Below are 25,579 nucleotides of genomic sequence, written 5' to 3'. Positions count from 1 at the left end.
CCGTCTTCTAGTGACGGCTTTTACTGTTTTATTTTTACTTGCTTAGGCTATTTTATATCTAATATTACTAACTTTACTGTGTATCACTGACATAAGCCCTATATTTACTTAGGCTATTATTTTTCGCTTATAGCACTTACCTGCCAATCATCGAATCTTGTTTTATACCACTTTGGCTTACGAATACTTAGCTCCCAACACACCTCTTGTCGGGCAAGATATTTCACTTCGAAATGAGTGCGCTGACTGGTCGCTGGTACTCGAGAACGTGTTGATGGTAGACACCACACTTTGGTTGCTTGGTGTTCTGCATTGTCCATATAGGATTCGATATTAGTGACTAATATCACTTCTCCGCCCACCTGCAAGCGTGATAAGAGAAACTCAAAAAAAGGCATGTTCAGCCATTGCTGATTTGGATTGTGCTGTTCAGGATTGGGATAAAGAATGAAGATTTTAGCCAAGCTGTTTGGTTTGATTGCATGCACTGTCCATGCAATCGCATCCGCATGAATCGCGTCTAGGTTTGATAGATTTTGTAGAGTGGCTAATTTTGAGAATGCTTCAAATTTATTACGCGTGCGTTCAATGGCTATCAGATGCTTATCAGGATTTTGTGCGGCAAAGCTAAGTGCATGCTTACCCTTCCCTGCCCCAATCTCTAGCATCAACGGTTTTTCATCTTTATTGTCATTGATGATATTTGGAATAATAAAGTCACGCGGTGCTGACAGTTTTTGTGGTTGAAAGGCACGCTCTTGCTGATGCGTGAGATCAATATTGTCGGTCATCTACTATCCTTAAAGCATTTGTCTTTTGTCATTATTCGGCCCCATGCTATTATATAGTCAATCCAATTGAATAGTAATACAGCGATAGCAAGTACGCCTCGTTTCGTCGTAATTTAAATGACGGATGCGTTTTCTGCTCGTGCCATATGCAACCAATACTAATAACATTTAGGACATTGCTCTTTTCTTATGACTGACTCTACTGAAAATACGCCTCCAAAGACCTACCCTTGTCCACGTTGCAGCACTCAGACGGCCTGGCAAGACAATAAATACAAGCCGTTTTGTAGCAGTCGCTGCAAGCTGATCGACTTAGGTGCTTGGGCAAACGAAGACTACACCTTACCTGCAGAAACCACGCCTTTTTCTGACGAGCTATAACCCACACTTTTACTCAATTATTATACCAAGGATGCTTTACATGTCTGCTACTTACCTGATGCCCACTTATAATCGTCAACCAATCAGCTTTACACGCGGTGCAGGCAGTTGGCTCTATACCAAAGATGACACGCCTTACTTAGATGCCTTGACTGGTATTGCGGTATGCGGCTTAGGACACTGTCATCCACAAGTCACTGACGCGATTCAGCAGCAAGCAGGTACGTTAATTCATACGAGCAACTTGTTTGGCATTGATTGGCAAGAGCGTGCTGGAGAGATACTATGTACCGCCGCCCAAATGGACAGCGTGTTTTTTGCCAATAGCGGCGCCGAAGCCAATGAAGCTGCATTAAAACTGGCACGTTTATACGCGTACAAACAAGGTTTTAAACGTCCAAAAGTTATCGTAATGGAGCAATCGTTCCATGGTCGTACGTTATTATCTTTGTCAGCTACTGCAAATCCAAAAGCACGTGAAGGATTTTATACGCTAGATGAGGACTTTATTCGTGTGCCATTTGGCGATATCGCTGCCGTCAAACAAGCTGCTCAAGAACATGATGATATCTGCGCTATCTTTGTAGAGCCGATCCAAGGCGAAGGTGGCCTAAACACTGCAGCTAATGGCTTTACTTATCTTGAAGAGCTGCAAGCGGAATGTGACGCTCATAACTGGCTATTTATGCTGGATGAAGTGCAAACAGGTAATGGCCGTACGGGTAGATATTTTGCTTATCAACATAGCAATGCTCGCCCTGATGTGTTGACGACAGCCAAAGGTCTAGGTAATGGTTTCCCAGTTGGTGCGTGCATGGTACGTGGCCGTGCCAATGGTCTGTTTGGCGCTGGTAGCCACGGCTCTACTTATGGTGGTACACCATTGGCCAGCCGTGTGGTACATAGCGTATATGACGTGCTAGCAAATAGTAATATCATGGAAAACGCAGTGACTGAGGGTTTATTCATTAGAGAAAGTATCGTTGATACATTTGGTCAACATGGCGTTAGCAGTCGCGGTGCAGGTATGATGATTGGTATCGCGCTACCTGAAGATATGGATTGTAACCAACTGGTAGATCGTGCCCGTGATGAGCAAAAGCTGATCATTAATGTGACGGGTGGTCATGTTGTACGTTTGCTGCCACCACTTAACATGAGCCGTGATGAAAGCACACAAGTTATTGAGCGTTTAATTAATTTATTAAAGCCATCATTTTAAAGCATGCTTCAACGTTAATAATAGACAACAAAAAAGCCTATAGATGATTCATTATCTATAGGCTTTTTTGTTGTCTACCCCACTCTCAACTTGAAATAAGCAAATCAAACTGAAGAGGCGGATTACCAAGTTTTTTGTTGAGTACAAAGCACAGATTGTGTGAAAGAATCTTACGAATCAATCGATGAGACAAATGCCATAAATCTCTTGCTCGTACCCTTTGTATATTAAATCGTTCTGATAACTGACCAATGACTGTTTCAACGATACGGCGGGCTTTCATTAGCCGCCTTACCACAGGTTTGGGTCTATCCTCTTTCATGTTGGCTCTGAGTGGCGTTTGTAAATCCACGCCTTGAGCGTCGTAGTACGATGTCAGACTAGGGCTGATATACCCTTTATCAGCGCCAAGTAGCCCATGAATATGAGTGGTGATTTCTGGGGCAACCGCTCTTTCATCAACATTGGCAGGAGCAAAGGTAAAGCCTTTAATCATGCCCGATAAGTTAACAAGCAAATGGCCTTCAAAGCCATAGTACCTCTCTTGCTTAGCGGCACAGTAGCTAAAAGCTGCTAAGTCTTGATAATTCTTATGCCGATAAGCGCGTCCATAATGACAGACGGGTACCCAAAAGCCATCCATAAAATGAATGTTGTCACGGCCTTCAATTTGACTGACGTTATCTTGTATCTGCTGTTTGACTTGCCACAGATTGGCGCAGTGCTTTGCGAAGTTAGGGTATGAGCCGATGGCTGGAAACCAGTCTTGCCAATGCTGGGTAAAGTATTGCCAAATTTGTTTGTCTTGATCTAGGTGTAAAAATTCACCGACCATCTCCATGCAAATAACCTCAGGATCACTTAGCTTTGGCGCGTAACCTGCACTTCGCAAGGGTTTGGTGACGACTATTTTGTAATATTGCTCTACCATTAAATAGATATTGATGATAAATTCGTCTATGGGCATCTCACAACTCCATTGTATTCTTGGTCGAAAACAATAGATTAGTGAGGTGCTCTTCTTTTTTCAATCACTTTCGAAGTTGAGAGTGGGGTATAGCTGCTAACTGCTAACTAAAAACTTTTCGTGCGTAGTGAGAACAACACTTAATTCGCATGGAAGTATTTTTTCAGTACTTCTAGGCAACGAGTAATTTTAGCTGGCTGTTGGTCTCGATTTAAAGTGACCGCATATAGCACAAAGCTTGGTAGTTGATAGCCAGTCAACACTTCTACCAACTCACCGCTCTCAAGCTCTTTTTTGACGTCCATTTCTAGCATTCTAACCAAACCATGACCTTCTTTAGCCAACGTAGTTGCCATAAACACGTTGTTGGTATAGATACGTGAGTTCATTTTGACACGCGTTTTTTTACCCGTTTCAGTCTGAATCATATCAATCTGATTGGCATCTTTCATGATTTCAATACAGATTAATTGATGCTCAGCCAAATCTTTAGGCGTATTTAGCTTACTGTGCTGACGCAAATACTGGGGTGAGGCAACCAATAGTTGGCGCACATCGGTCAATGGATGACTGCTCAGACTAGAATCATTAATCGATGGGCTCATGCGAATAGCAATATCAATACGCTCATCAATCATATCAATATAATGATTGTCAGCTAGATAAGTGACACTTAGATCATCATGTGCCGCCATCCAAGTAGAGAGTGCTGGCAGTATATGATTAACACCAAGCTCAGGAGTCGTCGATACACGCAAGCTACCTGCTAGCTCATCACGCAATTGATTAACTTTAATACGCCCTTGCTCTGCTGCACTGACGACATCTTTTGCCGCTTCATAAAAGCTCTCGCCAGCTTCTGTTAAGCTTAGCTTACGAGTTGAGCGATGTAGCAATACCACGCCAAGCTCGTTCTCTAACGAACGAATTTGCTGACTGACTGCACTGGTTGTAATACCTAGCTCACGTGCTGAGCCACTAAAAGAGCCATGTCCGACCACACTGGCGAACACAGCCATACCGCGTAAATTATCCAACATATTCTCACCTAAACGTCATTTCAGTTTTTAATATAACTTAACCATTATAACGACTTTACATTCATCTTATCGTTATCAAATGGTTCTCTCTTGTTTGATAAATATATTTTGACCCGTAATAAAAACAAAAATATCAAGGTGATATATTGCTATCACCTTGATATTTAATATAAAACTACGTTCAATATATAAATATACTTTTAGATATTTTGAGCAAACACTGCTCTAAAATCTTAATACAGCTGTACTTTACCCATTTTACCCTCACCACGTTCAGTTAAATACTGCATTACTGGTGTTTTTAGTAATTTCGTTTCAGCAACGGTTTTCGCTTGCTCTAAACGTTTTTTCTGTCGGCGCTCTGGGGTTTTATCTTCGGTCTGCATAATACTACTATCAATTTTCAAGTCAATGTCAGCTTGCGTAAATTGCTGTTGTAGCTTAGCTGCCAATTGCTGAAAAGTGACCTGCAAATGCTTACTATCAACACTGGTCAAAAACGTGGCTTTGCCATTGCATTGACCAGTCATTGTACCTTGTCGTGCCAGTGCTAGCTCATCTTGTGCCAATACCTCGCTTTCACGAGCAGTTTGCAACCAGTAGTCCCACTTTTCTGGGTTCCACTCGCCTGTCAGTTCTTGAGGTGGACAACGCAGCAACGTACGTGGGTCTTCATCAGAGTGTGCTGTTAATTGAGAATCATTTGCGCCAGGCTCAACAATTGGTTCAGGCTCAACAATTGGTTCAGGCTCAACAATTGGTTCAGGCTCAACAATTGGTTCAGGCTCAACAATTGGTTCAGGCTCAACAATTGGTTCAGGCTCAACAATTGGTTCAGGCATAGCACTAGCCATTGACTGTGCTAAATTGTCATTATAATCAATACCGCTTTGCAGCTCATCGTGACTTGAAGCCGGATAATCAACATTATAAAGCTTTGGCGGCGGTGCTGACGCCTCATGTGCAATAGCATCTGGAGCTGATGCCGAAGAAACTGGTTCTATAGCTGGTACTTTGGTAGCAGACCCACTACTATCATAAGTATTGCCCAAGACTTCATCGACTGGCAAAGGACGAAACGCCAGTAATCGCAAGATGCACATCTCAAGCGCTTGCATCGGTGTACTTGCAAGCTTGACACCTTCACGGGCTTGTACAACAATCTCATAATACAGCTGCAAGACATCAGGGCTAATATGCTGAGCTAGCGTATAAATGTCTTTTGCTTGCGCCTCATTGACATTGAGAGCGACCTCAGGTAACAGCTGAGTTAATGCCAACTGATGCAACAGCTCAGCGAGCCCATCAAACATACTAGTCGCATCGACCATTTGCGCACGCATTTGCTCAATATGAGCAGCAACAGCAGACTTATCATGATTATAGATATCTGTGATTAGACGCACTAAGTCAGCAGCGTCAATGAGACCAAGCATTGCATTGACAGTCGCATCATCCAGTGCGCCTTGACCAAAAGCAATGGCTTGATCGGTCAATGATAACGCATCACGTACAGAACCTTTAGCTGCACTTGCCAACTGCCAAATCGCTGGCTGAGTATAGCCTACCTGCTCTTTGGTCAAGATATTTGCTAAGTGCTCGCTAAGTAACGTTTGTGGTAATGGGCGTAGGACAAATTGCAAGCAGCGCGAAATAATCGTAATCGGTAGCTTTTGTGGATCAGTCGTCGCTAATAAAAACTTCACATGTTCAGGTGGCTCTTCTAGCGTTTTAAGTAGCGCGTTAAAGCTGTGCGTAGACAGCATATGTACTTCATCAATCAGATAGACCTTATAACGTCCTTGGCTTGGCGCATAAGGCACATTGTCTAACAGCTCACGCGTATCTTCGACCTTGGTACGAGAAGCGGCATCAATCTCAATAAGATCAATGAAACGCCCTTGATCAATAGCAACACAGTTATCACATACACCGCAAGGAGTACTAGTAATACCTGTATCACAGTTCAAGCATTTAGATAAAATACGCGCAATCGTTGTCTTACCCACACCGCGCGTACCTGTAAACAGATAGGCATGATGCAAACGATTATAATCAATCGCATTAATCAGCGCTTGAGACACATGCGTCTGCCCAATCAGCTCGTGAAAGTTTTTTGGTCGGTATTTGCGAGCTAAAACTTGATATTGCTGCGTCATAATAAATGCCAATGTAAATAATACAAATATAAAGGGAGCGTCAAACTAATGAATCGTACTATGTTTAGGTTATAACTGAGCTTGAAGTTGGGCCAGTCGGTCATATAAGCGCTGAGTGCTTTCATCAATCAATGAGCCAGCTTGATGAAATATATCCAGATAAACCTCAGTGTTTACACTGTCTTCGCACGGCCTAAACTCTACGCCCAGTAAAAACAAATCATCCATTACAGGCTCCTGTAACTGGACATTGGTATCTGACAACAAATCTTTATAAGAAAGCCTAACATTTTCTGCGCTCAGCGAACTGCTATCGTCTTGCGCATAAAACACCATGAGATAATGGCGTCCAAATACATGATAAGAATGCTCATGACGGACATAACCATTCCAGCGCGAGTCTTGATCCATGGTTCTATAAGCTAAGATTTTTTCTACTAGACACGCATAGGTATAGATTGACTCATCTACCAAAATATCAACCTGCTCATTTGGTAAAGGTCTACCCGCTTCATAATAACGCTCAAGAACACTGTTAAACAGCTTGAACCACATCCCAGTATTTTTTTGCATCTCAGCCATTAAGGCATCGGCATACACAGTCTGATTTGGCTCTACTGCTTTAAGTAAGCGTAATTCAACTTGCTCAATTAACTCGTTATCGATTAGCTGCTCTTGCACCCTAATCGCTCTTTGATGAAAGTCAGGTGATTGTAGAAACTGTTTAAGCAATGTTGATTCGTTTTGAAATGATGCAAAGCTAGACAGTTGACGACGATGGAAATCCAAAAAGGTTGTTAAATCACTTGGCGTCACTAACTGATTAAGGATATCAACGAAGTTTTGATGACTAAAGACTTGTAGGATACTTTACTCATCATCCAAGTCTAAAACACAGTCTTCTGCAAAAAACCGACTGCCATATTCGTAGCCAACTGCATAAGATGAATGGCCCGATTGATCGTTTTGATGATTGATAGACAATGACGTTAAGCCAATAAAATAAACCGCTTTATCAGTTGTCGCGGCATTTCTATCTACAATTAGGCTATCATTTTTTTGATAAATCTGAGCGTGGCGTTTGATAAGTTGGTTAACAACTTCTTTTCTCCACTCACGAGCTTTAGCATTATCCACTTCTTGCTTAGTTGCCTGCATCACGACGGTATTGACGAGCAAATAAATAGTAGCGCCGGAAAACTCAAAAACAAAATCATAACCCTGAAAATGATCAGAGTCAGTGATTTTGTCATCAGGCAACTCATACAATGATAAAAAACATTGCTGAATCATTTTTTGCCATAGCGTATATGATGCTTGCTGAATATCCATAATACCTCTATAAACGATATTTCACAAAAAAGCTGATACCCATTCTGTGAAAATGAGCAAAAGCTTTTTATGCTGAGTTAAGTATCAGTTTGGATTTATAGCAAGCAAACCCATCTTAGCTGTCTTGTTTGCGGCGCATGTGCGGGAACAAGATCACATCACGGATACTAGCAGAGTCGGTAAATAGCATTACTAGACGATCGATACCAATACCCTCACCAGCTGTCGGTGGCAAACCATAAGACAATGCTTCGATATACTCTTCATCAAAATGCATGGCTTCATCATCGCCCGCGTCTTTTTCAGCAACCTGACCACGGAAACGCTCAGCTTGGTCTGCTGGATCATTAAGCTCACTAAAACCATTAGCCAACTCACGACCACCAACGAACAGCTCAAAGCGATCAGTAATCTCAGGATTGTCATCACTACGGCGCGCTAGTGGCGAGGTCTCAGCAGGATACTCAGTGATGAACGTTGGCTGACGCAGTTGATGCTCAGCAGTTTCTTCAAAGATAATTGTCTGTAGTTTACCCACACCAAACACATCTTTGACTTGCTGCTTAAGTGTCATAGATGCATATTCTGCTAGGTATTCACGATCATTGATACGTGTCATATCAAAGTTTTCAGCATATTTTGCAATCGCATCAGACATTGATAGACGAGCAAATGGTGCTTTTAGGCTAATGGCTTCTTCTTGATACGTAAGCTCTGTTGTGCCCAACACATCTATTGCTAACTGATTAAACAGACGCTCAGTCAAATCCATTAAGTCATGATAATCAGCGTATGCTTGATAGAACTCAATCATGGTAAATTCAGGGTTATGACGGGTTGAAACCCCTTCATTACGGAAACTACGGTTAATCTCAAATACGCGCTCGAACCCGCCAACGACTAGACGCTTAAGATAAAGCTCAGGCGCGATACGTAGATATAAAGGCATGTCTAATGCATTATGATGCGTCTCAAACGGACGGGCTACTGCACCGCCTGGTATCGGATGCATCATTGGCGTTTCGACTTCCATAAAACGTTCATTGAGCATAAATTGACGAATACCACTAACGATCTGACTACGAACCATAAAGGTATTGCGAGTCGTCTCATTGGTCATCAAATCAAGATGACGATTACGATAGCGCGCCTCGACATCAGCCAAGCCATGGAACTTGTTTGGCATTGGACGTAGTGATTTGGTCAGTAGCGTAATTTCTTCAATATGCACATACAAATCGCCTTTACCTGAGCGACCGATGTAGCCTGACACCCCAACGATGTCACCCAAATCTAGTGATTTGATGCTCGCACGCGTTTCCTCATCAAGCTCTTTACGTGCTACATATAACTGAATACGGCCTGTCATATCTTGGATCACGATAAACGAACCACGGTTGAGCATGACTCGACCTGCCACGTTGACCTGTGTTTTTTCACCATTTGCTGCTTTTTCTTCAATTTCCTGCTTTGAGACACCATCAAAAGCCGTCTGTAAGTCTTGCGCATAATCAGTGCGTTTGAACGTATTAGGATACGGCTGTTTACCTGAAGCACTGATATCATCTAGCTTGGCTTGCAGTTGTGCGATTAGCTCGTTAGCATCTTCTACGACTGGGGTTTGATCTTGGTTCTGATTATTGTGCTTTGACATAACACTCTCAATATTTTTAGGTAATTAAATGGATAAACGAAAACAGAAAAATTAAATCAATACTTATTATTATAAGAACAGATATGGTGATAAAAACGATAAAACTACTGGTACTCTTAAAGACTAGCTACTAGTCATTGCCACCGATACTGGCCATCAAATCAGCCTGATGCTCACGCAGTAGTGCATCAAGAATCTCGTCCAAGTCGCCTTCCATAATGGAATCAAGCTTGTATAAGGTAAGGTTGATACGGTGATCGGTCATACGACCTTGTGGAAAATTATAGGTACGGATACGCTCAGAGCGATCGCCACTACCGACCAAGTCACGACGTATAGAGTCCGCCACATCGACCTGTGCTTGCACTTTGGCTTGCTGGATTTTAGAGACCAGCATTTTCATAGCATGCGCACGGTTTTTGTGTTGGCTACGCTCTTGCTGACACTCTACCACGGTACCTGTCGGAATGTGTGTCAAACGTACGGCAGAGTCAGTCGTGTTCACGTGCTGACCACCAGCGCCGCTTGAGCGGAAAGTATCCATTTTGATATCAGCAGGATTGATATCGACGCTATCATCAATCTCAACTTCTGGCATGACCGCAACCGTACAAGCTGACGTGTGAACACGACCTTGGCTCTCGGTTTCAGGGACACGCTGTACACGGTGAGCGCCTGATTCAAACTTTAGACGACCATATACACTGTTGCCAGATACGCGAGTGATGATTTCTTTATAACCGCCATGCTCACCTTCATTTGCAGAGAGCACTTCTAGTGTCCAGCCTTGGCTCTGCGCGTATTTTTGGTACATACGGAACAAGTCACCAGAGAAAATCGCTGCTTCATCGCCACCTGTCCCTGCACGAATCTCTAAAAATGCTGGTACTTTATCGTTAGGATCTTTTGGTAGCATCATCAGATTAAGCGCTTCTTCCATCTCTACGATGGTATCACGCGCACTCTCAATCTCATCGATCATCATCTCTTTCATGTCAGGATCTGTTGCATCGGCTAGCATCGCTTCTGCATCAGCCTGATCCGTTTCTGCACCCACGTAGTTTTGCCACAGCGTCGTGATCTCCATCAAGTCGCTGTGCTCAACAGACAATTCACGGAACTTATTATTATCACTGATGACACTAGGATCTGATAATAAAGCGGTGACCTCTTCATAACGGTCTACCATCTGGTCTAAACGCAGGCGTAAGGATTCTTTCATAAAAGGACTTTTAATTAGATAAGAGGAATAAGCCCGTGATTATAGCAAATTTTTTGGGGTAAATTAAAACCTCTAATCATTCTTGTTGATATTGTCGGTAATCTTGACGTTATCTTCTCAAACATCTCTGTTTATATTTAGATGTCACAGCTTAATTTCAATAGCAAAAACAACAGACAAAAAAATAGCTAAGAATATTCTTAGCTATTTTTATCAAAACAAGTAGTCAAAGTATTAGACCTTGCGAACTAAGACCGATCCAATAGAGTAACCTGCACCAAATGAGCAAATAACGCCCAGATCGCCTGATACTAAGTCGTCTTTGTGGCGATGGAATACAATCATAGGACTCGCTGAGCTAGTATTGGCAAATTCAGCAATAACACTCGGAGCAATCGATTTATCGGCATCTTTACCAACCACGGTACGTAGAATCAAATCCAACATATTGGCATTGGCTTGATGCAACCACATCATCTTAACATCAGATGTTGGGATGTCGTTTTCTTGCAAGTGCTCAGTGATAATCTCTGACACTTTCGGACAGACTTCACGGAATACTTTACGACCGTTTTGCAAAAACAGCTTGTCAGTGACCGGTGCTTTGATATCTGGATACATTTCAGTCTGTGCTGCTAGATACTCTGAGCGATCCATAAAGCCATATTCGTTTTTAATGTTGGTCGAAAACTGAGTAAATAGCTTAGAGTTTAGAATCTCATAACCTTTTGGCGTATCTAATTCTTCAACGATAGAAGCAGTCGCTACATCACCGAAGATAAAGTGGCTGTCACGGTTGCGCCAGTTTAGATGCGCTGAGGTAATCTCAACGTTGACCACAGCAATACGCTTGGCCAAACCAGAGATGATAGAACCATGTGCTTGTGATAGACCAAAAGTCGCCGCACTACACGCAACGTTCATATCATAAGCAAAGCCGCCAACCATACCAATGGCATTTTGGATTTCAATGGCAACCGCAGGATACGTACGCTGGAAATTTGAGCAAGCAAGGATAATGCCGTCTAAGTCATTGGCCTCAAGTCCAGCATCAGCCAATGCGTCTTTTAACGCAGCCGCGCCCATTTCTGCCATCACAGACAGCTCTTCACCTAAGTTACGATAGGCAATGACTGGTGCCATGATTTCAGGGTCTAAAATACCGTCTTTTTCCATCACATAACGTGATTTGATGCCAGATACTTTTTCGATGAAAGCAGCTGAAGAAGGCTCAAGTGCCGTCATTGTTTCTGCAGCTATCTCTTCAGCATGTTCGGTATTATAGTTTTCAACATACTGGTTAAATGACTCAACTAGCTCTTCGTTACTAATGCTGTAAGGTGGGATATAAAGACCAGTGCCTGTGATACAAGTCGTCATGATACGCTTCCTTGTCTACTACTGTGGTGCTTGGAATAAGCATAAAAGTGGAAAATAATAACCATTTAAATTCAGTGAATAACTGTAAACTTAAAATCAGTGTGTTTATTATGCCTGAATATTAAATTTTTTCTAATGCTTTGTTACAAATAATCTGTTTCTGGCGATAAATAAGCAAAGACTGCCGTCCTTTTGCGATAGCTACGTTATAATTGGTATCATTTTGGTCTGTACTATTCATCGAACTATCTTGATTATTCAGAATATTGATACGCGCTCATATTTAGGAATACTAATGGCAGAACTTCTCAACTGGTTATTTGGTCAATACGCTGACTACTCTACAATATTCATCATTCTTGAACTGATTGCCGTTGTCTTCGGCGTAGCAAGTGTCTTACTCGCCAGCAAAACCAATATTTTAGTCTTCCCTATTGGATTGGTTAGCACTGCTATATTTGTGTACCTACTGTGGAAATGGCAGCTGTTTGGCGATATGTTCATCAATGCTTACTATACCGTGATGAGCTTGTATGGCTGGATTAACTGGTCAAAGAATAAGAAAAACCAGTCTGTTGAGCACAAGCAGTCAAATGCCAATAATGTCCGTATTGAGCATTTGCATGCAGGTGACATCCCGATACTATCTGCTTTGGCAGCAGGAACGATAGCTTTTGTAGGATTGGTTTATTATTTCCGCCCAGTGATTAATAATGGCTTCAGTTTCGATGGTGCGGTACTTGGAATCCATCTATTTACTTGGGTCGATTATACTGACATGCTCACTACTGCTTTATTTTTGATGGCAATGTGGCTCATGGCACGGCGCAAAATCGAGCATTGGATACTCTGGATCATCGCTGATGCGATATCGGTACCACTATACTTCTATAAAGGTTTTACTTTTACCGCGCTACAATATGTAGTCTTCACTCTTATCGCAATCTGGGCATACTATGAATGGCAACGACGCTACCGTGTACAACCTCGAGCAGCATACGCCTAAATCTGTCATCAACGTCGCGGTTTTAGGGGCAGAAAGTACGGGTAAGACGACCTTATGTCGTGATTTGGCCGAGCATTTTGATACTCCTTGGGTGTCAGAATACATGCGCACCTACTTACAGGCAAAGTGGGACGACGAGCAGCTGACTTGTACGTGGGAAGATCTGATCCCTATCGCACAGGGACAGGTTACACTAGAGAATACCTTGGCCAAACAAGTCGCTCAGTCGTCTAATGCCAGTCATTATTTGTTTTGCGATACCAGTTTGTTTGAGCTGATGGTTTATTCTTATTGGTATTATGGCGACTGCCCAACGGATCTTGAGCAAGCAGCGTTGGCGCATCACTATGATTTGATATTATTGACTGAGGTTGATACGCCATGGGTGGCTGATGACCTGCGAGACAGTCCACACCAACGCGATGAGATAAGCGACTATTTCGCCAGTCAATTAAGCAAGCATCAAAAACCATTTCAACGCATTAGTGGCGATAGAAAAGCGCGCGTTCAGCAAGTAGTAGCGCAGCTCGCTAATATAGATAATATATCGCCTGACTAAAGCTAAATAGCTATACCCAAAAAATTATTCATATTTGTGTCTTTAAGACTTTCTTGTCTTTAAAACTTAAGAGATACCCATGCTAAAGAAGTTTGAGCTTTATTTAGAAAAAACCATATTTAATAGCCGCTGGATACTGGCACCTTTTTATCTAGGGCTTGTGTTGGGCATTATTTTATTATTTATTAAGTTTGTCCAAAAGCTATGGTATATGTTTGCTGACATTCTGACGGCCTCTGAAGCCAGTGTGATTGTAGATATATTGGTATTGGTTGATATCTCTCTGGTTGCCAGTTTATTGCTTATCATTATATTCAGTGGCTATGAAATTTTTGTCTCAAAAATCGATACTGGCACCCATGATGATCGTCCTAGCTGGATGGGCAAAGTAGACTTTTCTGGCCTAAAGCTCAAAGTTATCGGAGCGATCGTTGCTATCTCGGCGATTGACCTTTTGAAATCCTTTATGGATATATCTAGTGGAATGAGTGAACTTGATGCCGACAAACTCATGTGGAAGGTTATTATTCATATGACCTTTGTATTGTCTGGCTTGTTATTCGCTATCATGGATAAAGTCGTTGGCGATACGAAAAAGCATTAAGCACATTAATAATCGAAAAATAATTATCTGAGAATATCAACTCTCACCCTTTCACAGTTATTCCATATTTCCTGCACATCTTCTCGTTATGTCCTCTCTATGATGTCTTTTAAAGCCACAGTCTGCTATCTCGGCAGCTGTGGATTCAAGACACTTAGGAGGCGACCACATGCAAAAAACATTATTGACTAAGTTATCCATCATTGTTGGACTTTGTATTGTCTGTTCAATCGGACTCACCATGATTAGCGATATCATATACGAGAGACAATACTACGCAGAGTCAGTGATAAAAGAAATCACCGAGCAGCATGTCAATCCACAAGAAGTCATTAATCCATTTATCGCCATCCCTACGACAGTCACACCAGCATGTCAGTCATCTGATACACCAAATGTAAAGAACAAATGCGAACCGTCATACTCGAAAATCGAGACGATATTTGCCTTTCAGACGCAGGCAGCACAGAACCTAAAAGTAAACACAGACACCTATAAACGCGGTATCTATAGCGCTACTAGCTATGATGGTCAGCTGACATTCAATCAAAGTTATACGCTTGGTAAGACTTTAAAAAATTTAGACCAGGCTGGAACTACAATTGACGATGATGCAGATAAGACACAGCTAGCCAAAACCATTACCCACTGGAACAAGGTAAAACTTATCATTCCTGTGTCTGATTTGCGCGGTGTCGCTACCCTGCCTACTGTCACAATTAATCAAAAAACAATTGCAGCAAACTATCCGCAGATACCAATAATAGAGAACTTAACCTATGTCGAAGTAGATATTCCTAAAGATGTATTGGATCAATTAATCAATCCTACTAGCCAGCAGAATAAAGATAGCTTGGCTACCACAGGCTCAATAAATACAGATCTAAATAAATCAGAGGTGAGTAGCAAGTTATCTAATCCTAGAGACAATCAAGCGCTCAATATTGTGATCGACTTACCATTAGCTGGCATTAGTAATTTAACGACTGTCCCAACTGGGCAGAACTTTACTCTGTCTATGCACAGTAACTGGCAGACACCAAACTTCATCGGCAAAGCATTACCAAATACCAAGAGCATCACCGCTAAAGGATTTGATGCCAGTTGGCAAAATCATTATTTAACCGTTGCAAATAATCAGTACCTCTCTCAATGTCTCAGCGTGCCTAACCATCAATGTACTGTCATAAGTGAATCAACGCTCAATATCGATAGTCATTCGTACAATCCTGATTCGCTTGAGGCATCAAGAGGTCTGACGACAGACAGTACAGCAGTAGCTGGTAGTAATCAAAGTGTTCTGCTAAACAGCTTTGGCGTTAGTTTTGCAAGCCCCAACGATGTCTATCTACAAACTGAAAGAGCCATGAAGTACGCCTTGCTATTAATTTTGGTATCTTTTGGCACTTTCTTTTTATTTGAAGTGCTCAAATCAAGTCGTATCCACCCTATTCAGTATCTGCTCGTCGGCTGCGCACTATTTGTCTTTTATGTCTTATTACTACCACTTGCAGAACAAATCGCATTTTGGCAAGCCTATATGGTAGCGGCCAGTGCTTGTGTTGGGCTTATTGGCTGGTATAGCTATTATGTATTTGGTGGTTTCAAACGGGCAGTAATCTTTACCGCGACACTTGCTGGGCTATATGCTGCGTTTTTCGGTATTTTAAGTACAGAAGATCTCAATCTATTACTGGGTGCGATATTCTGCTTTGTGATACTTGCCTGCGTGATGGTGATGACTCGCAAACTTGACTGGTATAAAGTGACATAAATGATGAGAGCCATGCGCTGTATAAAGCAAGTCAGACAAACTGTCAGCAAATGAGAGGTTTTTATCTGATAATTTGAAAAAAATTGGCTGCCTTAGCTTATTAACTGAGCTAAGGCAGCCAAGTAGTAATATTATTTGACGATATGGTTGTTTAACGCTTTAGCCCAATTATTGCAATTATCCTCGCAGCGCGGGCAACACTGATTGGGGTCAGAGATTTCATCAACGTAACCGCAATACATACAAGCATAATAAACACCTGCTTCTACTTGCTCGACCGGTCGGTATTGCTTGGGGAAAAGCGGCATCCCGTAGTCTGTTTTTTCAGAGGTGTGCAATAAAATACTAAAATTGCCATCAGTCTCGAGCAAACCGGTACGCACTTGACCTAAATGCTCAACCCCTTGTTGGCGCATTTCAGCAAAAAACTCATCATGTGACATTTCCCCCTGTTTAATCTTATCAAGCACCAGCATGCCATCTTCTACAATATACATTGAGCGCCCCTCTAGCAGGTCCTCAAAAGGCTGGAACTTCATCATCGCCCAAGTACAGAGCCTATAAAGTGAAATGACCGTACCCATGATTAATACCGCTTGGATAATAGGCAGGTCTTCGGTGAACATGGGATCACCTGCGATAGAGCCTAACGATAAAATGATGGTTAACTCAAAAATAGAAAGCTGACGAACGCCGCGCTTACCAGTGAATCGCAAAAATGTGATAATTAATACAAACATTACAGTGACACGTATTAAAATTTCTACGGCAAACCACCAAGTTGTGTCATAAATAAAAATACTTGCCCAATTCATACTATCTTTCCTATTTATTTATCTGATTTATTGTGTCTAATGAGTGTTGTTCTAATAGTTCGTTTGACGCGAAGCACATCATCCCTATTTTTGGACCTTACCGTCAATACAACTATCGTTATTCTGATTTAAAAGAGACTTTTTGCCATAAGTACGACAAAATATCCTGTCCTGTGAGACAGCTATAGACTAGATTAATAAGTTATTAATCTATTATCTTTGCTAAAAAAAACGATCGTTATAACAGCGTATCTTAAGACCTAAAACTAAAATCCTATGTTTGCCTGTTTTGTGTCATTTATTCATTGTAGGAATTACTTTTGAAAGCCACTATTTATACCATTATTGCGTTAATCGCCTTTGCCGCAAACTCTCTGTTTTGCCGAATGGCATTGGCAGAAGGCTATATCGACGCTTGGAGCTTTACCATCATCAGGCTAGTGAGTGCGACGGCTTGTCTAGGCATTATCATGGCGATACATGCTTACAGACTGCGACGCCAAACGTCCAATCATGACAACCCTACTGTTCACGCTATATTAAATGATAAAGGCAGTTGGTTGAGTAGTCTCGGCTTGGTGATTTATGCGCTGTGCTTTTCAATTGCGTATGTAGAGCTTGATACTGGCACTGGGGCATTGATTTTGTTTTCAGCGGTTCAGCTGACGATGATTGGCTGGGGTATCTATAAAAAAGAACAGCTCAGCGCACTACAATGGTTAGCATTTGCCGTTGCAGTCGCTGGATTTGTATATCTAATACTGCCATCAGCTGCCATACCATCACCATTGGCGGCAGCGTTAATGGCTATGAGCGGCATAGCATGGGGAGTATATAGTATACGCGGCAAATCATGTATCTCACCGCTACGAGCGACAGGGTTTAACTTTGTGCGTAGCTTAGTCGCTGTGCCTATACTATTACTAGTAGGCATGACCTATCTAGATGACTTGGGTTTTAAAAATATCAATTTGGAGGGCATTACCACTGAAGGTGTACTACTCGCCTGTGCATCAGGAGCGATCGCCTCAGGGTTGGGTTACAGTATCTGGTATACAGCGATGCCACTATTGAAAAACACACAAGCCGCTATCGTTCAGCTATGTGTCCCTGTGATTGCTGCGTTGCTAGGTGTGATATTTTTATCTGAGCAGTTAACTATGCCCTTTATTATCGCAAGTACAGTCATTTTGGGCGCGGTCTTGGTATTTACCTTAAATAAAAAAGTACCGGTATAAAATAATGCTATTAATAACCTATCATTAGCTAAGTTGCTCAAAAAGGTTCCAGCTAATTACGTTGCCAAACAATATAAAAACGCCCCGACTTTAATCAATCGGGGCGTTTTATATTCGAGTTATTATTTTAATATTGCTAGTCTATGGTCAACAGTTTTCAAACAATAGCCTTTAAACAACAGTCACTTCTAGACGAGTATCGACATTGCCGCGAGTAGCATTAGAGTACGGGCACACCTGATGCGTGGCTTCGATCAACTGCTGCGCCTGCGCTTCATCAATACCTGATACTTCTACAGACAGCTCTATCTCTAGGTTGTAGCTACCGTCAGCTTTCATACCGATACCTACTTGCGCAGAGGTTTTTGAAGCGGTAACAGGCAATTTCATGTGCTGTGCTGTCATGCTCAAAGCGCTATCAAAACAAGCCGCGTAACCCATGGCAAAAAGCTGTTCTGGGTTCACGCCTTCTTTGTCTTGCTCTTGAAAAGATACCAAGTCAAATCCTAACGACCCATCGTCTAATCCAGTATGGCCAGAACGTCCACCAGTAGCGGTTGCGCGTGTTTTATAAAATATTTTCATGAGTAATTATTCCTTGTTTCATATTATTAGAGGTCGTACTTACGCTGTTGCGATGAGATTATTATAGAATCCTCTGAACTCATACGTTAGAACAAATCTCTATAACTCTTGCCTAATCCTACAAATATTTATACTATCAGACAATCTTATAAAATAAGCACTCGTGATGAATCAAACGACTATTGACCAACTTTTAGCAGTACTACCTAGAAATAAAACCCTTAAATCTGCTGTTTCAGGCTTGTTCTTTTACTGCGCGGACAAACCAAGCAAAGCCGTAAGCTATATTCAAGAGCCAAGTATTTGTATTGTACTGCAAGGTGAACGAGAGATTTACTTGGGTGCTGACTGTCAAAGGTTTGACAATAGTAACTTGATGTTCTGTCCCGTTAATATACCGCTAAGTATGCATATTAAACACGCTTCGATAAAAAACCCTGTCATTGTTTTATCAATGAAATTAGATTTAGCTATGATTAGAGACGTCTTATCACAAATACCCACGACACAACCAATGACAGGTAGTCATTTAGGGATAAAGTGGCACTTAGATGACACCATAATGGACGCATTTGAGCGATTGATACGCTTGCTTGATTATCCAAACGATATTAATTTTCTGTCTTCTTTAATTCAACAAGAAATATACTATCGCCTACTCTTGGCTGAGCAAGGCAACAAACTTAAGCAATTGGTCGTTAGCGGTAGCCATACACACCGCATTGCCCAAGCGACTGACTGGATAAAGGCGCATTTAGATGAACCTATTATGGTTGAGAGCTTAGCCAGTCGATGCGGTATGAGCATCTCAGGGTTTCACCAGCACTTTAAAGAAATTACCCAATTAAGCCCATTACAATATCAAAAAAGCTTGCGATTAATGGAAGCGAGGCGGCTGATCAAGGTGCATGGAGCACAGATATCACAGATTGCCATGCAAGTAGGTTACGAAAGCCCCAGTCAATTTAGCCGCGAATATAAGCGATTGTTTGATGTGAGCCCGAGTAGTGAGTTGTAGTTATAATTTTATTTTTTAATAAAAAAAAATTTTTGCTTAGGCTATTTACTATTATATTTACGAAAGCATTCCTTAAAAAATATCATTTTTAAGTTGAATGATTTATGGAGTATTTTAAATAAATAGAAAAATTGGTTGACGTGACTATATATTCGTATTATAACATATTGTGTATATTTAAAATAATGAATGTATAGGAGCAGCTTTACTCTGCGTACGATCGATGTAAAGCGATCAATAGAAAGCTTAGGGAGGAGATAACATGATTCGTTTAAGCTACACTCTCAAATGCTGGGCACTTGGCATCACGTTTTTTACAGTGTTCTACTTTATGGTAGTCATGAGTGACCCTGGCTTTAGCAAGTACATTTATATGTTAGCTTTTAGCACCTTGCTATTCCCTATTGCTAAGCGTGCCGTCGATGTCATGACCGATTTTTTCGCACCAGATATTGAATTGTTCAATGGATTGTTACCATCACTTTTGATTAATATTGTGATTTGGATGCTTACTCCATTTATCGTCGCATTAACAGTGATTGCCTATGTGCTTTATAGCATGGGTGTACTGACAGAAAAGATTAGCCATTAAGTACCAATCATTAAATACTAGACATTAGATACCAGTCGCTAATTATCAAACATTAAGCCCCAATAGCTCATAGAGAAGATGGTTTGCAAACTATCTTCTCTAACTATGTATATAGCGACTATCACGACCAATAGATTTCACTTACAACGGCTAGTTGCTGACTTTTTTGCCAACAAACTGTACTACAGCGCTAAGCCCTTGATGCCGCTTTCCTTCTGATACCATACGCAACTTCTCTACACCAATCACTTCGTTCAGCCCTACAAGCTCATGTTGAAAGCTCTGTAAACAGCCAAAACGTTCCCTTTGACTGGCTGGTGGTCCACCGACTGCCTCTGTTTCAAGCTGCCGTTCTGTATAAGCTTCGACGATAAATACTCCCTCTGGCTTGAGAGCAGTGCCAACTTGTGCGTGTACATATTGACGTACCGTTTTAGGAACGTGTGCCCAGATAGAAACTATGGCGTCCCATTTATCCTGACCAAATTTGTAATCTGCTAAATCAGCTACTTGGATGGTAATAGCTACGCCTCTATCTTTGGCCAACTTGTTCGCTTTGTTTAACCCTACTTCGGACATATCCATCGCAGTCACCTTGAAGCCTTGCTCAGCTAAAAATACTGCATTCCTACCCTCGCCCTCTGCTAGACAAAGTACGTGTCCACCTACAGGTATCTGCTCAAATGTCTCTCTCAAAAAATCATTAGGTTCAGTGCCAAATGCGAACTCTGTACCGCTATAGCGTTCATCCCACATTTTAATTGTCCTTTTATTTGAGATTGATATCCAATTTAGTAGGTAACATATGGCATTTAGAACGCTTAGTTATAGAGCCCGTATCTTAAGATCAATGTGTGCTCTATAACATGACGTACCATACAAAACTAAAATTTAGCCTAACTCACCTTGTCCCACATTTTGCTTAGACGCTTGGGCGATACTGCCATACGAGTTTTCATAGGCTGGGCAAACAGTTGAATACGATACTCTTCCACCATCCAACGATACTCACTAATGGCTTCTTTGTCCGCACGTCCTGCTAGCCGCTCCATATGCAAATCAAGCGCGTAGACACCATCAAGGTCGGCGTCGAGGTTGTGCTCCAAACGCTCTAGTCGAATCTGTAACGCTTCAAGATAGCGTGGATACTGTTGCCAATGGCTGTAATCCATCCGATAAACAAAATCAGCCAAATGTAAATCTTCTAACTGATCTTCGATATCATCGATAGACTCACCAAATATTTCACGATCTAACATCAGCAACCCTTGGCGAATACGCTGCCAACGAGTGTAGACATTCTTAAGCGTTTTGATGACGCTTTGACCAGTTAATAAGAAGTTATTGACTACCACTTCGAGCGTTTGTGCATACTCTTCAGAGGTAAACGGTAGCTCCTCGCTCAATCCAACTGCGATGTTATCAGCGCTTTCTGGTAAATTTTCAGAATGATCAAATAAGACGTAGTGCTCTTCGAGAGCCGCGTCTAACGCAGCATCTATAACAATCGTTTTGAGTTTATCCATGTCGCCAAGTGGCGCAAATGCCAATTTAAATATACTATCGATTTGGCTCGTTAATTGCTTTTTCTTTGCACCAAGTTTGCCTTTTATTAAAGTCAGCACCCCGATACGATGTGCTTGAAGTGCTGCATTGACATCAGTATATTGATGAATCGATACAGCTTCTCCCGCTTCATCAGCGACGAGCGCTGCAAACTGTTTCATCACCACACCCGCACTATGATGATTTTTGCTGAAAGCAAAATGCTCAGGAAACTCAGTATGCACGCCTTGCTGTTCATTTACCGCTTGACTGGTCTCAGATGCATGACGAATCTGTAGGGTTTGCAGATCACGGCCTTTTTCGATGATACGGTTTTTCTCATCGACCACGCAGATTTGTGGCTGCAAATAGCGATCAATCGTAGATGGATTGAAGTTCTCTGGTGTCACCGACATGATACCGCGACGATGCAATGCCTGACACAGCTGCTTCAACAATCCTTGCCCACCCTTTGGCTGCAACTCATCAAACAAACTGTCTGCAGTATTGGGTATCGGTACGATTTGACGACGTATCTCCTTTGGCAGTGACTTGAGCAGCTGCAATACTAATTCATAGCGCCAACCGGGCACACCCCACAGTAGCTCAATCGCGTCGAGCTGCGGTAATGCGGCAAGCGGTACACGTATGGTCACACCATCATCATCGCTGGCCGGATCAAAGATATAGCGGAGCGGCAGTTTTAAATCGCCCAGCTTCCACACTTCTGGGAAGTCCCCTGTGGTCGGCGCTTGGCTATTAAGTACGTCTTCATCAGTAAAGAATAGATGCTTGGCATCATGTTTCTCCACTTCTGCACGCCAATCCTCAAACGCTTTGCGACTGGCAACGTGCTCAGGAATTTTCTTATCATAGAACTGATACAGCGTCTCTTCATCCACCAATAAATCACGGCGACGCAGCTTGTCTTCGATACGCTCAACATGAGCAATCTTATCCATGTTATGTTGTAAAAATGGTGCATTGCGACCAAAGTTGCCCGTCACTAAGCCATCACGGATAAATATCTCTCGTGACTCGACCAGATTGACTTGTTCATAATTGGTCAGCTGCTTACTAATAATAATCAGCCCAAACAAACTAATCTGTGCGTAGGCTTTGACGCGTCCTGTTTTCTTGGACCAATGTGGTTCGAAATAGTGATATTTCAGCAAGTCACCTGCCGCTGAAATAATCCATTCTGGTTCGATTTTGGCAACAGTACGCATAAAGACTTGTGAAGTCTCCACCATTTCAAATGCCATCACCCAAGGGGGTATTTGTTTAAACACCGTACTGGCTGGGAATATCTTGGCCTTTTGCTGACGCGCAGCCAAATACTCACCGCGGCTTTCAGTCTTATGCGCGATGATAGACAACAATCCTGTTAACAACGCTCTATGCAGATTGGCATATTTGACCGCTTTTAACTCTTCGTCTTCGATCGCTGTTGGATCATTAACAGCCACATTTTTATCAGCAGCTTTTGACTCATTGACATCCGTTAACTTCAGCTCAGTGACCATCTGTACCAACTGACGATGCGTCTGATGCCATTCACGTACACGCGGGAAGCTTAAATAGTTTTTCTTAGCAAACTGCTTACGCTGATTACCAGACAGTTTATTGCCGTCTTCATCTTTTTCAAACAGCGCTTTCCATAGACTCAAATAAAACAAAAAGTCAGAATCATCTTGACGGAAGATTGCATGCTTTTGATCTGCTTGCGTGCGCTTATTGGCAGGGCGCTCACGAGGGTCTTGCACGGCAAGCGCGGCCACAACGATCAGCATCTCACGAATACAATCAAAATCAGAACCAGCGACCAGCATACGTGCCAGCCTTGGATCGATTGGCATACGTGCCATTTTCTGACCAGTCGCTGTCAAGCGCAGGTGATCAAGCCCTTTTCTCGCTTTTGGCTTGTTAACTTTGTCTTGAGCAGCAATGTCTTTCTTAGAAGTAATAGCGCCCAATTCATCTAGCAATTTATGACCATCAGTGACCAATCGGCTATCAGGCGGCTCAATGAACTCAAAGTCATCCACACTACCTAGACGTAGATTGGCCATTTGCAAGATTACTGACGCTAAATTAGTACGTAAAATCTCAGGCTCAGTGAACTCAGGGCGGCCACTAAAATCTTCTTCACTATAAAGACGAATACAAACACCTGGAGCAACACGGCCACAGCGACCTTTACGCTGATTGGCCGCTGCTTGCGAAATTGCTTCAATCGGTAAACGTTGTACGCGTGAACGATACGAGTAACGTGAAATCCGCTCAAAACCCAAGTCGATCACATATCGAATACCCGGCACAGTCAATGCAGTCTCAGCAACGTTGGTCGCGATAACAATACGGCGACCTCGACCCGATGGCTGAAAGATACGCTGCTGCTCTTCATAAGTCTGCCGTGCAAACAAGGGCAGCACTTCTGTATGGCGAGGGCCATGACGCTCAAGCACTTCCTGCGTTTCGCGAATCTCCGCTTCAGTCGCAGCAAATATCAAAATATCAGCTTGATCGGCGTGACCTTTACTCTGTGCATCGCTAAAACACTCTTCGACAGCAGCAACCACAGCACGCGGCAGGTTCTCTTCAAAATCATCATAGCTGTCATCTTCCGAGCTGTTCACTGGCTCATCTGTCAACGGACGATAACGGACTTCTACTGGAAAGCTACGCCCTTCTACATTAAAAATAGGCGCAGGGACTTGCCGTTTGAGCTTATTGTCATAACGGCTGAAGTATTCACTAAAGCGCTTAGTGTCAAGGGTCGCTGAGGTAATGATGACTTTTAAATCTGGGCGCTTGGGCAGCATCTTTTTGAGATAACCCATAATAAAATCGATGTTCAAACTACGCTCGTGCGCCTCATCGATAATAATAGTATCGTACTTACTCAAAAACCGATCATGACCCAACTCAGCGAGTAAGATACCATCCGTCATGAGCTTTACAACAGATTGTGCTGTCCCTTGCTCATTAAAGCGAATCTTAAAACTGACAGTATTACCTAATGGCTCACCCAGCTCTTCTGCGATACGGTTTGCCACACTACGAGCAGCCAATCGTCTCGGCTGTGTATGCCCTATCTGCCCTGTAATACCGCGCCCTGCTAGCATTGCAAGCTTAGGCAACTGCGTCGTTTTACCAGAACCCGTCTCACCAGCAACGATAATAACTTGATTATCGATAATCGCTTGTACTAAGTCTTCTGCGCGTTGGCTAACAGGCAGATCCAGATTTAGCTTGGCAGGTAAATCACTTGGAATACTATTGATACGTGCCTGCACAGCTTCTTGAGAACGCATTTTTATTTTCTCGTACTGAGCACGTTTTTTAGCGAGTACATCATCTAGCTTCTTTTCTTGCTCAGAATCATGATTAGATTTTTTATTCTTAGGCACAGCAGCACGTGCCAGCTCACGTTCAAGACGGCTTAAGTAATAGCTATCCTTGGCAAGTACTGGTAGATCCGCCAGTGGTACTGCTGGCTTCTTAGTATCTTGAGTTTCATTTACAGTAGATGTATCTGAATCGCTGTTTTCAGGAATATTGGGCTTAGAAGTATTGGGCATATTTGCTTAGGCTATTTATTATGTAGAATTGGTTAGATTATGGGGGTAATTGGGGTATGATTCAAGTTAGTCGAGTCCTGATTGCTCTCGTAAGCTGTCCATTAGGTTTAT

The 25,579-nt window shown here is 42.3% G+C and carries 22 protein-coding genes; 9 read left to right on the top strand and 13 right to left on the bottom strand.

The annotated features are described in order from the left end of the window. Positions 1-116 precede the first annotated feature (116 nt). Entirely contained in the window at positions 117-791 is a 675-nt protein-coding gene (locus CXF61_RS02100; protein WP_101205914.1) for a class I SAM-dependent methyltransferase, read from the bottom strand. 189 nt (positions 792-980) lie between these two features. Between CXF61_RS02100 and CXF61_RS02095 the strand changes: the two genes are divergently transcribed. Both CXF61_RS02095 and CXF61_RS02090 read left to right on the top strand, forming a co-directional pair. After that, positions 981-1,172: a DNA gyrase inhibitor YacG gene (locus CXF61_RS02095; RefSeq protein WP_165596987.1), complete on the top strand. Its 192-nt coding sequence runs from the start codon at positions 981-983 to the stop codon at positions 1,170-1,172. A gap of 40 nt (positions 1,173-1,212) precedes the next feature. Continuing rightward, on the top strand, positions 1,213-2,394 hold the full coding sequence (locus CXF61_RS02090; RefSeq protein ID WP_165596986.1) for an aspartate aminotransferase family protein: 1,182 nt from the start codon (positions 1,213-1,215) through the stop codon (positions 2,392-2,394). An 85-nt stretch (positions 2,395-2,479) separates the two neighbouring features. Here CXF61_RS02090 and CXF61_RS02085 read toward each other — a convergent pair whose 3' ends face one another. The 8 genes from CXF61_RS02085 to CXF61_RS02055 form a co-directional block, all read right to left on the bottom strand. Further along, positions 2,480-3,361, bottom strand: a complete 882-nt coding sequence (locus CXF61_RS02085; protein ID WP_165596985.1) for an IS982 family transposase — start codon at positions 3,359-3,361, stop codon at positions 2,480-2,482. Between the two features lie 140 nt (positions 3,362-3,501). After that, the gene (locus CXF61_RS02080) at positions 3,502-4,401 is read right to left on the bottom strand and encodes a LysR family transcriptional regulator (protein ID WP_057760292.1); all 900 of its coding nucleotides are present in this window, start codon (positions 4,399-4,401) and stop codon (positions 3,502-3,504) included. Between the two features lie 233 nt (positions 4,402-4,634). Next, on the bottom strand, positions 4,635-6,560 hold the full coding sequence (dnaX, locus tag CXF61_RS02075; protein ID WP_165596984.1) for a DNA polymerase III subunit gamma/tau: 1,926 nt from the start codon (positions 6,558-6,560) through the stop codon (positions 4,635-4,637). A gap of 69 nt (positions 6,561-6,629) precedes the next feature. Continuing rightward, complete coding sequence (locus CXF61_RS14100; RefSeq protein ID WP_227526571.1) at positions 6,630-7,292, bottom strand: hypothetical protein; 663 nt, start codon at positions 7,290-7,292, stop codon at positions 6,630-6,632. A 138-nt stretch (positions 7,293-7,430) separates the two neighbouring features. Next, on the bottom strand, positions 7,431-7,892 hold the full coding sequence (locus tag CXF61_RS14095) for a hypothetical protein (RefSeq protein ID WP_227526570.1): 462 nt from the start codon (positions 7,890-7,892) through the stop codon (positions 7,431-7,433). A gap of 115 nt (positions 7,893-8,007) precedes the next feature. Further along, a complete protein-coding gene (lysS, locus tag CXF61_RS02065; protein WP_165596983.1) occupies positions 8,008-9,546 on the bottom strand; it encodes a lysine--tRNA ligase in 1,539 nt (512 codons plus the stop codon). A 130-nt stretch (positions 9,547-9,676) separates the two neighbouring features. Beyond that, positions 9,677-10,768, bottom strand: a complete 1,092-nt coding sequence (gene prfA, locus CXF61_RS02060; protein WP_165596982.1) for a peptide chain release factor 1 — start codon at positions 10,766-10,768, stop codon at positions 9,677-9,679. 234 nt (positions 10,769-11,002) lie between these two features. After that, positions 11,003-12,148, bottom strand: coding sequence for a beta-ketoacyl-ACP synthase III (locus tag CXF61_RS02055; RefSeq protein WP_165596981.1), 1,146 nt, complete (start codon positions 12,146-12,148; stop codon positions 11,003-11,005). Between the two features lie 295 nt (positions 12,149-12,443). On the opposite strand from CXF61_RS02055, the gene pnuC reads away from it, so the two are divergent. The 4 genes from pnuC (at position 12,444) to creD (ending at position 16,091) form a co-directional block, all read left to right on the top strand. After that, the gene (gene pnuC, locus CXF61_RS02050; RefSeq protein WP_102093029.1) at positions 12,444-13,154 is read left to right on the top strand and encodes a nicotinamide riboside transporter PnuC; all 711 of its coding nucleotides are present in this window, start codon (positions 12,444-12,446) and stop codon (positions 13,152-13,154) included. After that, positions 13,126-13,713 (top strand): AAA family ATPase, encoded by a 588-nt coding sequence (locus CXF61_RS02045; protein WP_238070168.1) that lies wholly within the window; start codon positions 13,126-13,128, stop codon positions 13,711-13,713. Before pnuC ends, CXF61_RS02045 begins: the two co-directional genes overlap by 29 nt. Before the next feature lie 79 nt (positions 13,714-13,792). Beyond that, entirely contained in the window at positions 13,793-14,317 is a 525-nt protein-coding gene (locus CXF61_RS02040) for a TIGR00645 family protein (RefSeq protein WP_101204361.1), read from the top strand. Positions 14,318-14,486: 169 nt separating this feature from the next. Beyond that, entirely contained in the window at positions 14,487-16,091 is a 1,605-nt protein-coding gene (creD, locus tag CXF61_RS02035) for a cell envelope integrity protein CreD (RefSeq protein ID WP_165596979.1), read from the top strand. Positions 16,092-16,222: 131 nt separating this feature from the next. On the opposite strand, the gene CXF61_RS02030 is transcribed toward creD, so the two are convergent. Continuing rightward, on the bottom strand, positions 16,223-16,906 hold the full coding sequence (locus CXF61_RS02030) for a DUF421 domain-containing protein (RefSeq protein WP_165596978.1): 684 nt from the start codon (positions 16,904-16,906) through the stop codon (positions 16,223-16,225). A gap of 320 nt (positions 16,907-17,226) precedes the next feature. Here CXF61_RS02030 and CXF61_RS02025 point away from each other — a divergent pair, with 320 nt between their 5' ends. Continuing rightward, complete coding sequence (locus CXF61_RS02025) at positions 17,227-18,144, top strand: DMT family transporter (RefSeq protein ID WP_165596977.1); 918 nt, start codon at positions 17,227-17,229, stop codon at positions 18,142-18,144. A 171-nt stretch (positions 18,145-18,315) separates the two neighbouring features. On the opposite strand, the gene CXF61_RS02020 is transcribed toward CXF61_RS02025, so the two are convergent. Then, on the bottom strand, positions 18,316-18,729 hold the full coding sequence (locus CXF61_RS02020; protein ID WP_160021698.1) for an organic hydroperoxide resistance protein: 414 nt from the start codon (positions 18,727-18,729) through the stop codon (positions 18,316-18,318). Between the two features lie 166 nt (positions 18,730-18,895). Here CXF61_RS02020 and CXF61_RS02015 point away from each other — a divergent pair, with 166 nt between their 5' ends. After that, complete coding sequence (locus tag CXF61_RS02015; protein ID WP_165596976.1) at positions 18,896-19,747, top strand: AraC family transcriptional regulator; 852 nt, start codon at positions 18,896-18,898, stop codon at positions 19,745-19,747. A 262-nt stretch (positions 19,748-20,009) separates the two neighbouring features. After that, positions 20,010-20,339: a hypothetical protein gene (locus CXF61_RS02010; protein ID WP_102091713.1), complete on the top strand. Its 330-nt coding sequence runs from the start codon at positions 20,010-20,012 to the stop codon at positions 20,337-20,339. Between the two features lie 150 nt (positions 20,340-20,489). On the opposite strand, the gene CXF61_RS02005 is transcribed toward CXF61_RS02010, so the two are convergent. Together CXF61_RS02005 and hrpA are read right to left on the bottom strand one after the other, a co-directional pair. Continuing rightward, the gene (locus CXF61_RS02005) at positions 20,490-21,095 is read right to left on the bottom strand and encodes a class I SAM-dependent methyltransferase (protein WP_165596975.1); all 606 of its coding nucleotides are present in this window, start codon (positions 21,093-21,095) and stop codon (positions 20,490-20,492) included. 140 nt (positions 21,096-21,235) lie between these two features. Next, on the bottom strand, positions 21,236-25,468 hold the full coding sequence (hrpA, locus tag CXF61_RS02000) for an ATP-dependent RNA helicase HrpA (protein ID WP_227526569.1): 4,233 nt from the start codon (positions 25,466-25,468) through the stop codon (positions 21,236-21,238). Between the last annotated feature and the right edge of the window lie 111 nt (positions 25,469-25,579).

Source organism: Psychrobacter sp. 4Dc (assembly GCF_002836715.1).
Taxonomy (GTDB): domain Bacteria; phylum Pseudomonadota; class Gammaproteobacteria; order Pseudomonadales; family Moraxellaceae; genus Psychrobacter.
Note: the sequence above shows the minus strand (reverse complement) of the source record. Positions and strands in the feature narration are given on the sequence as shown.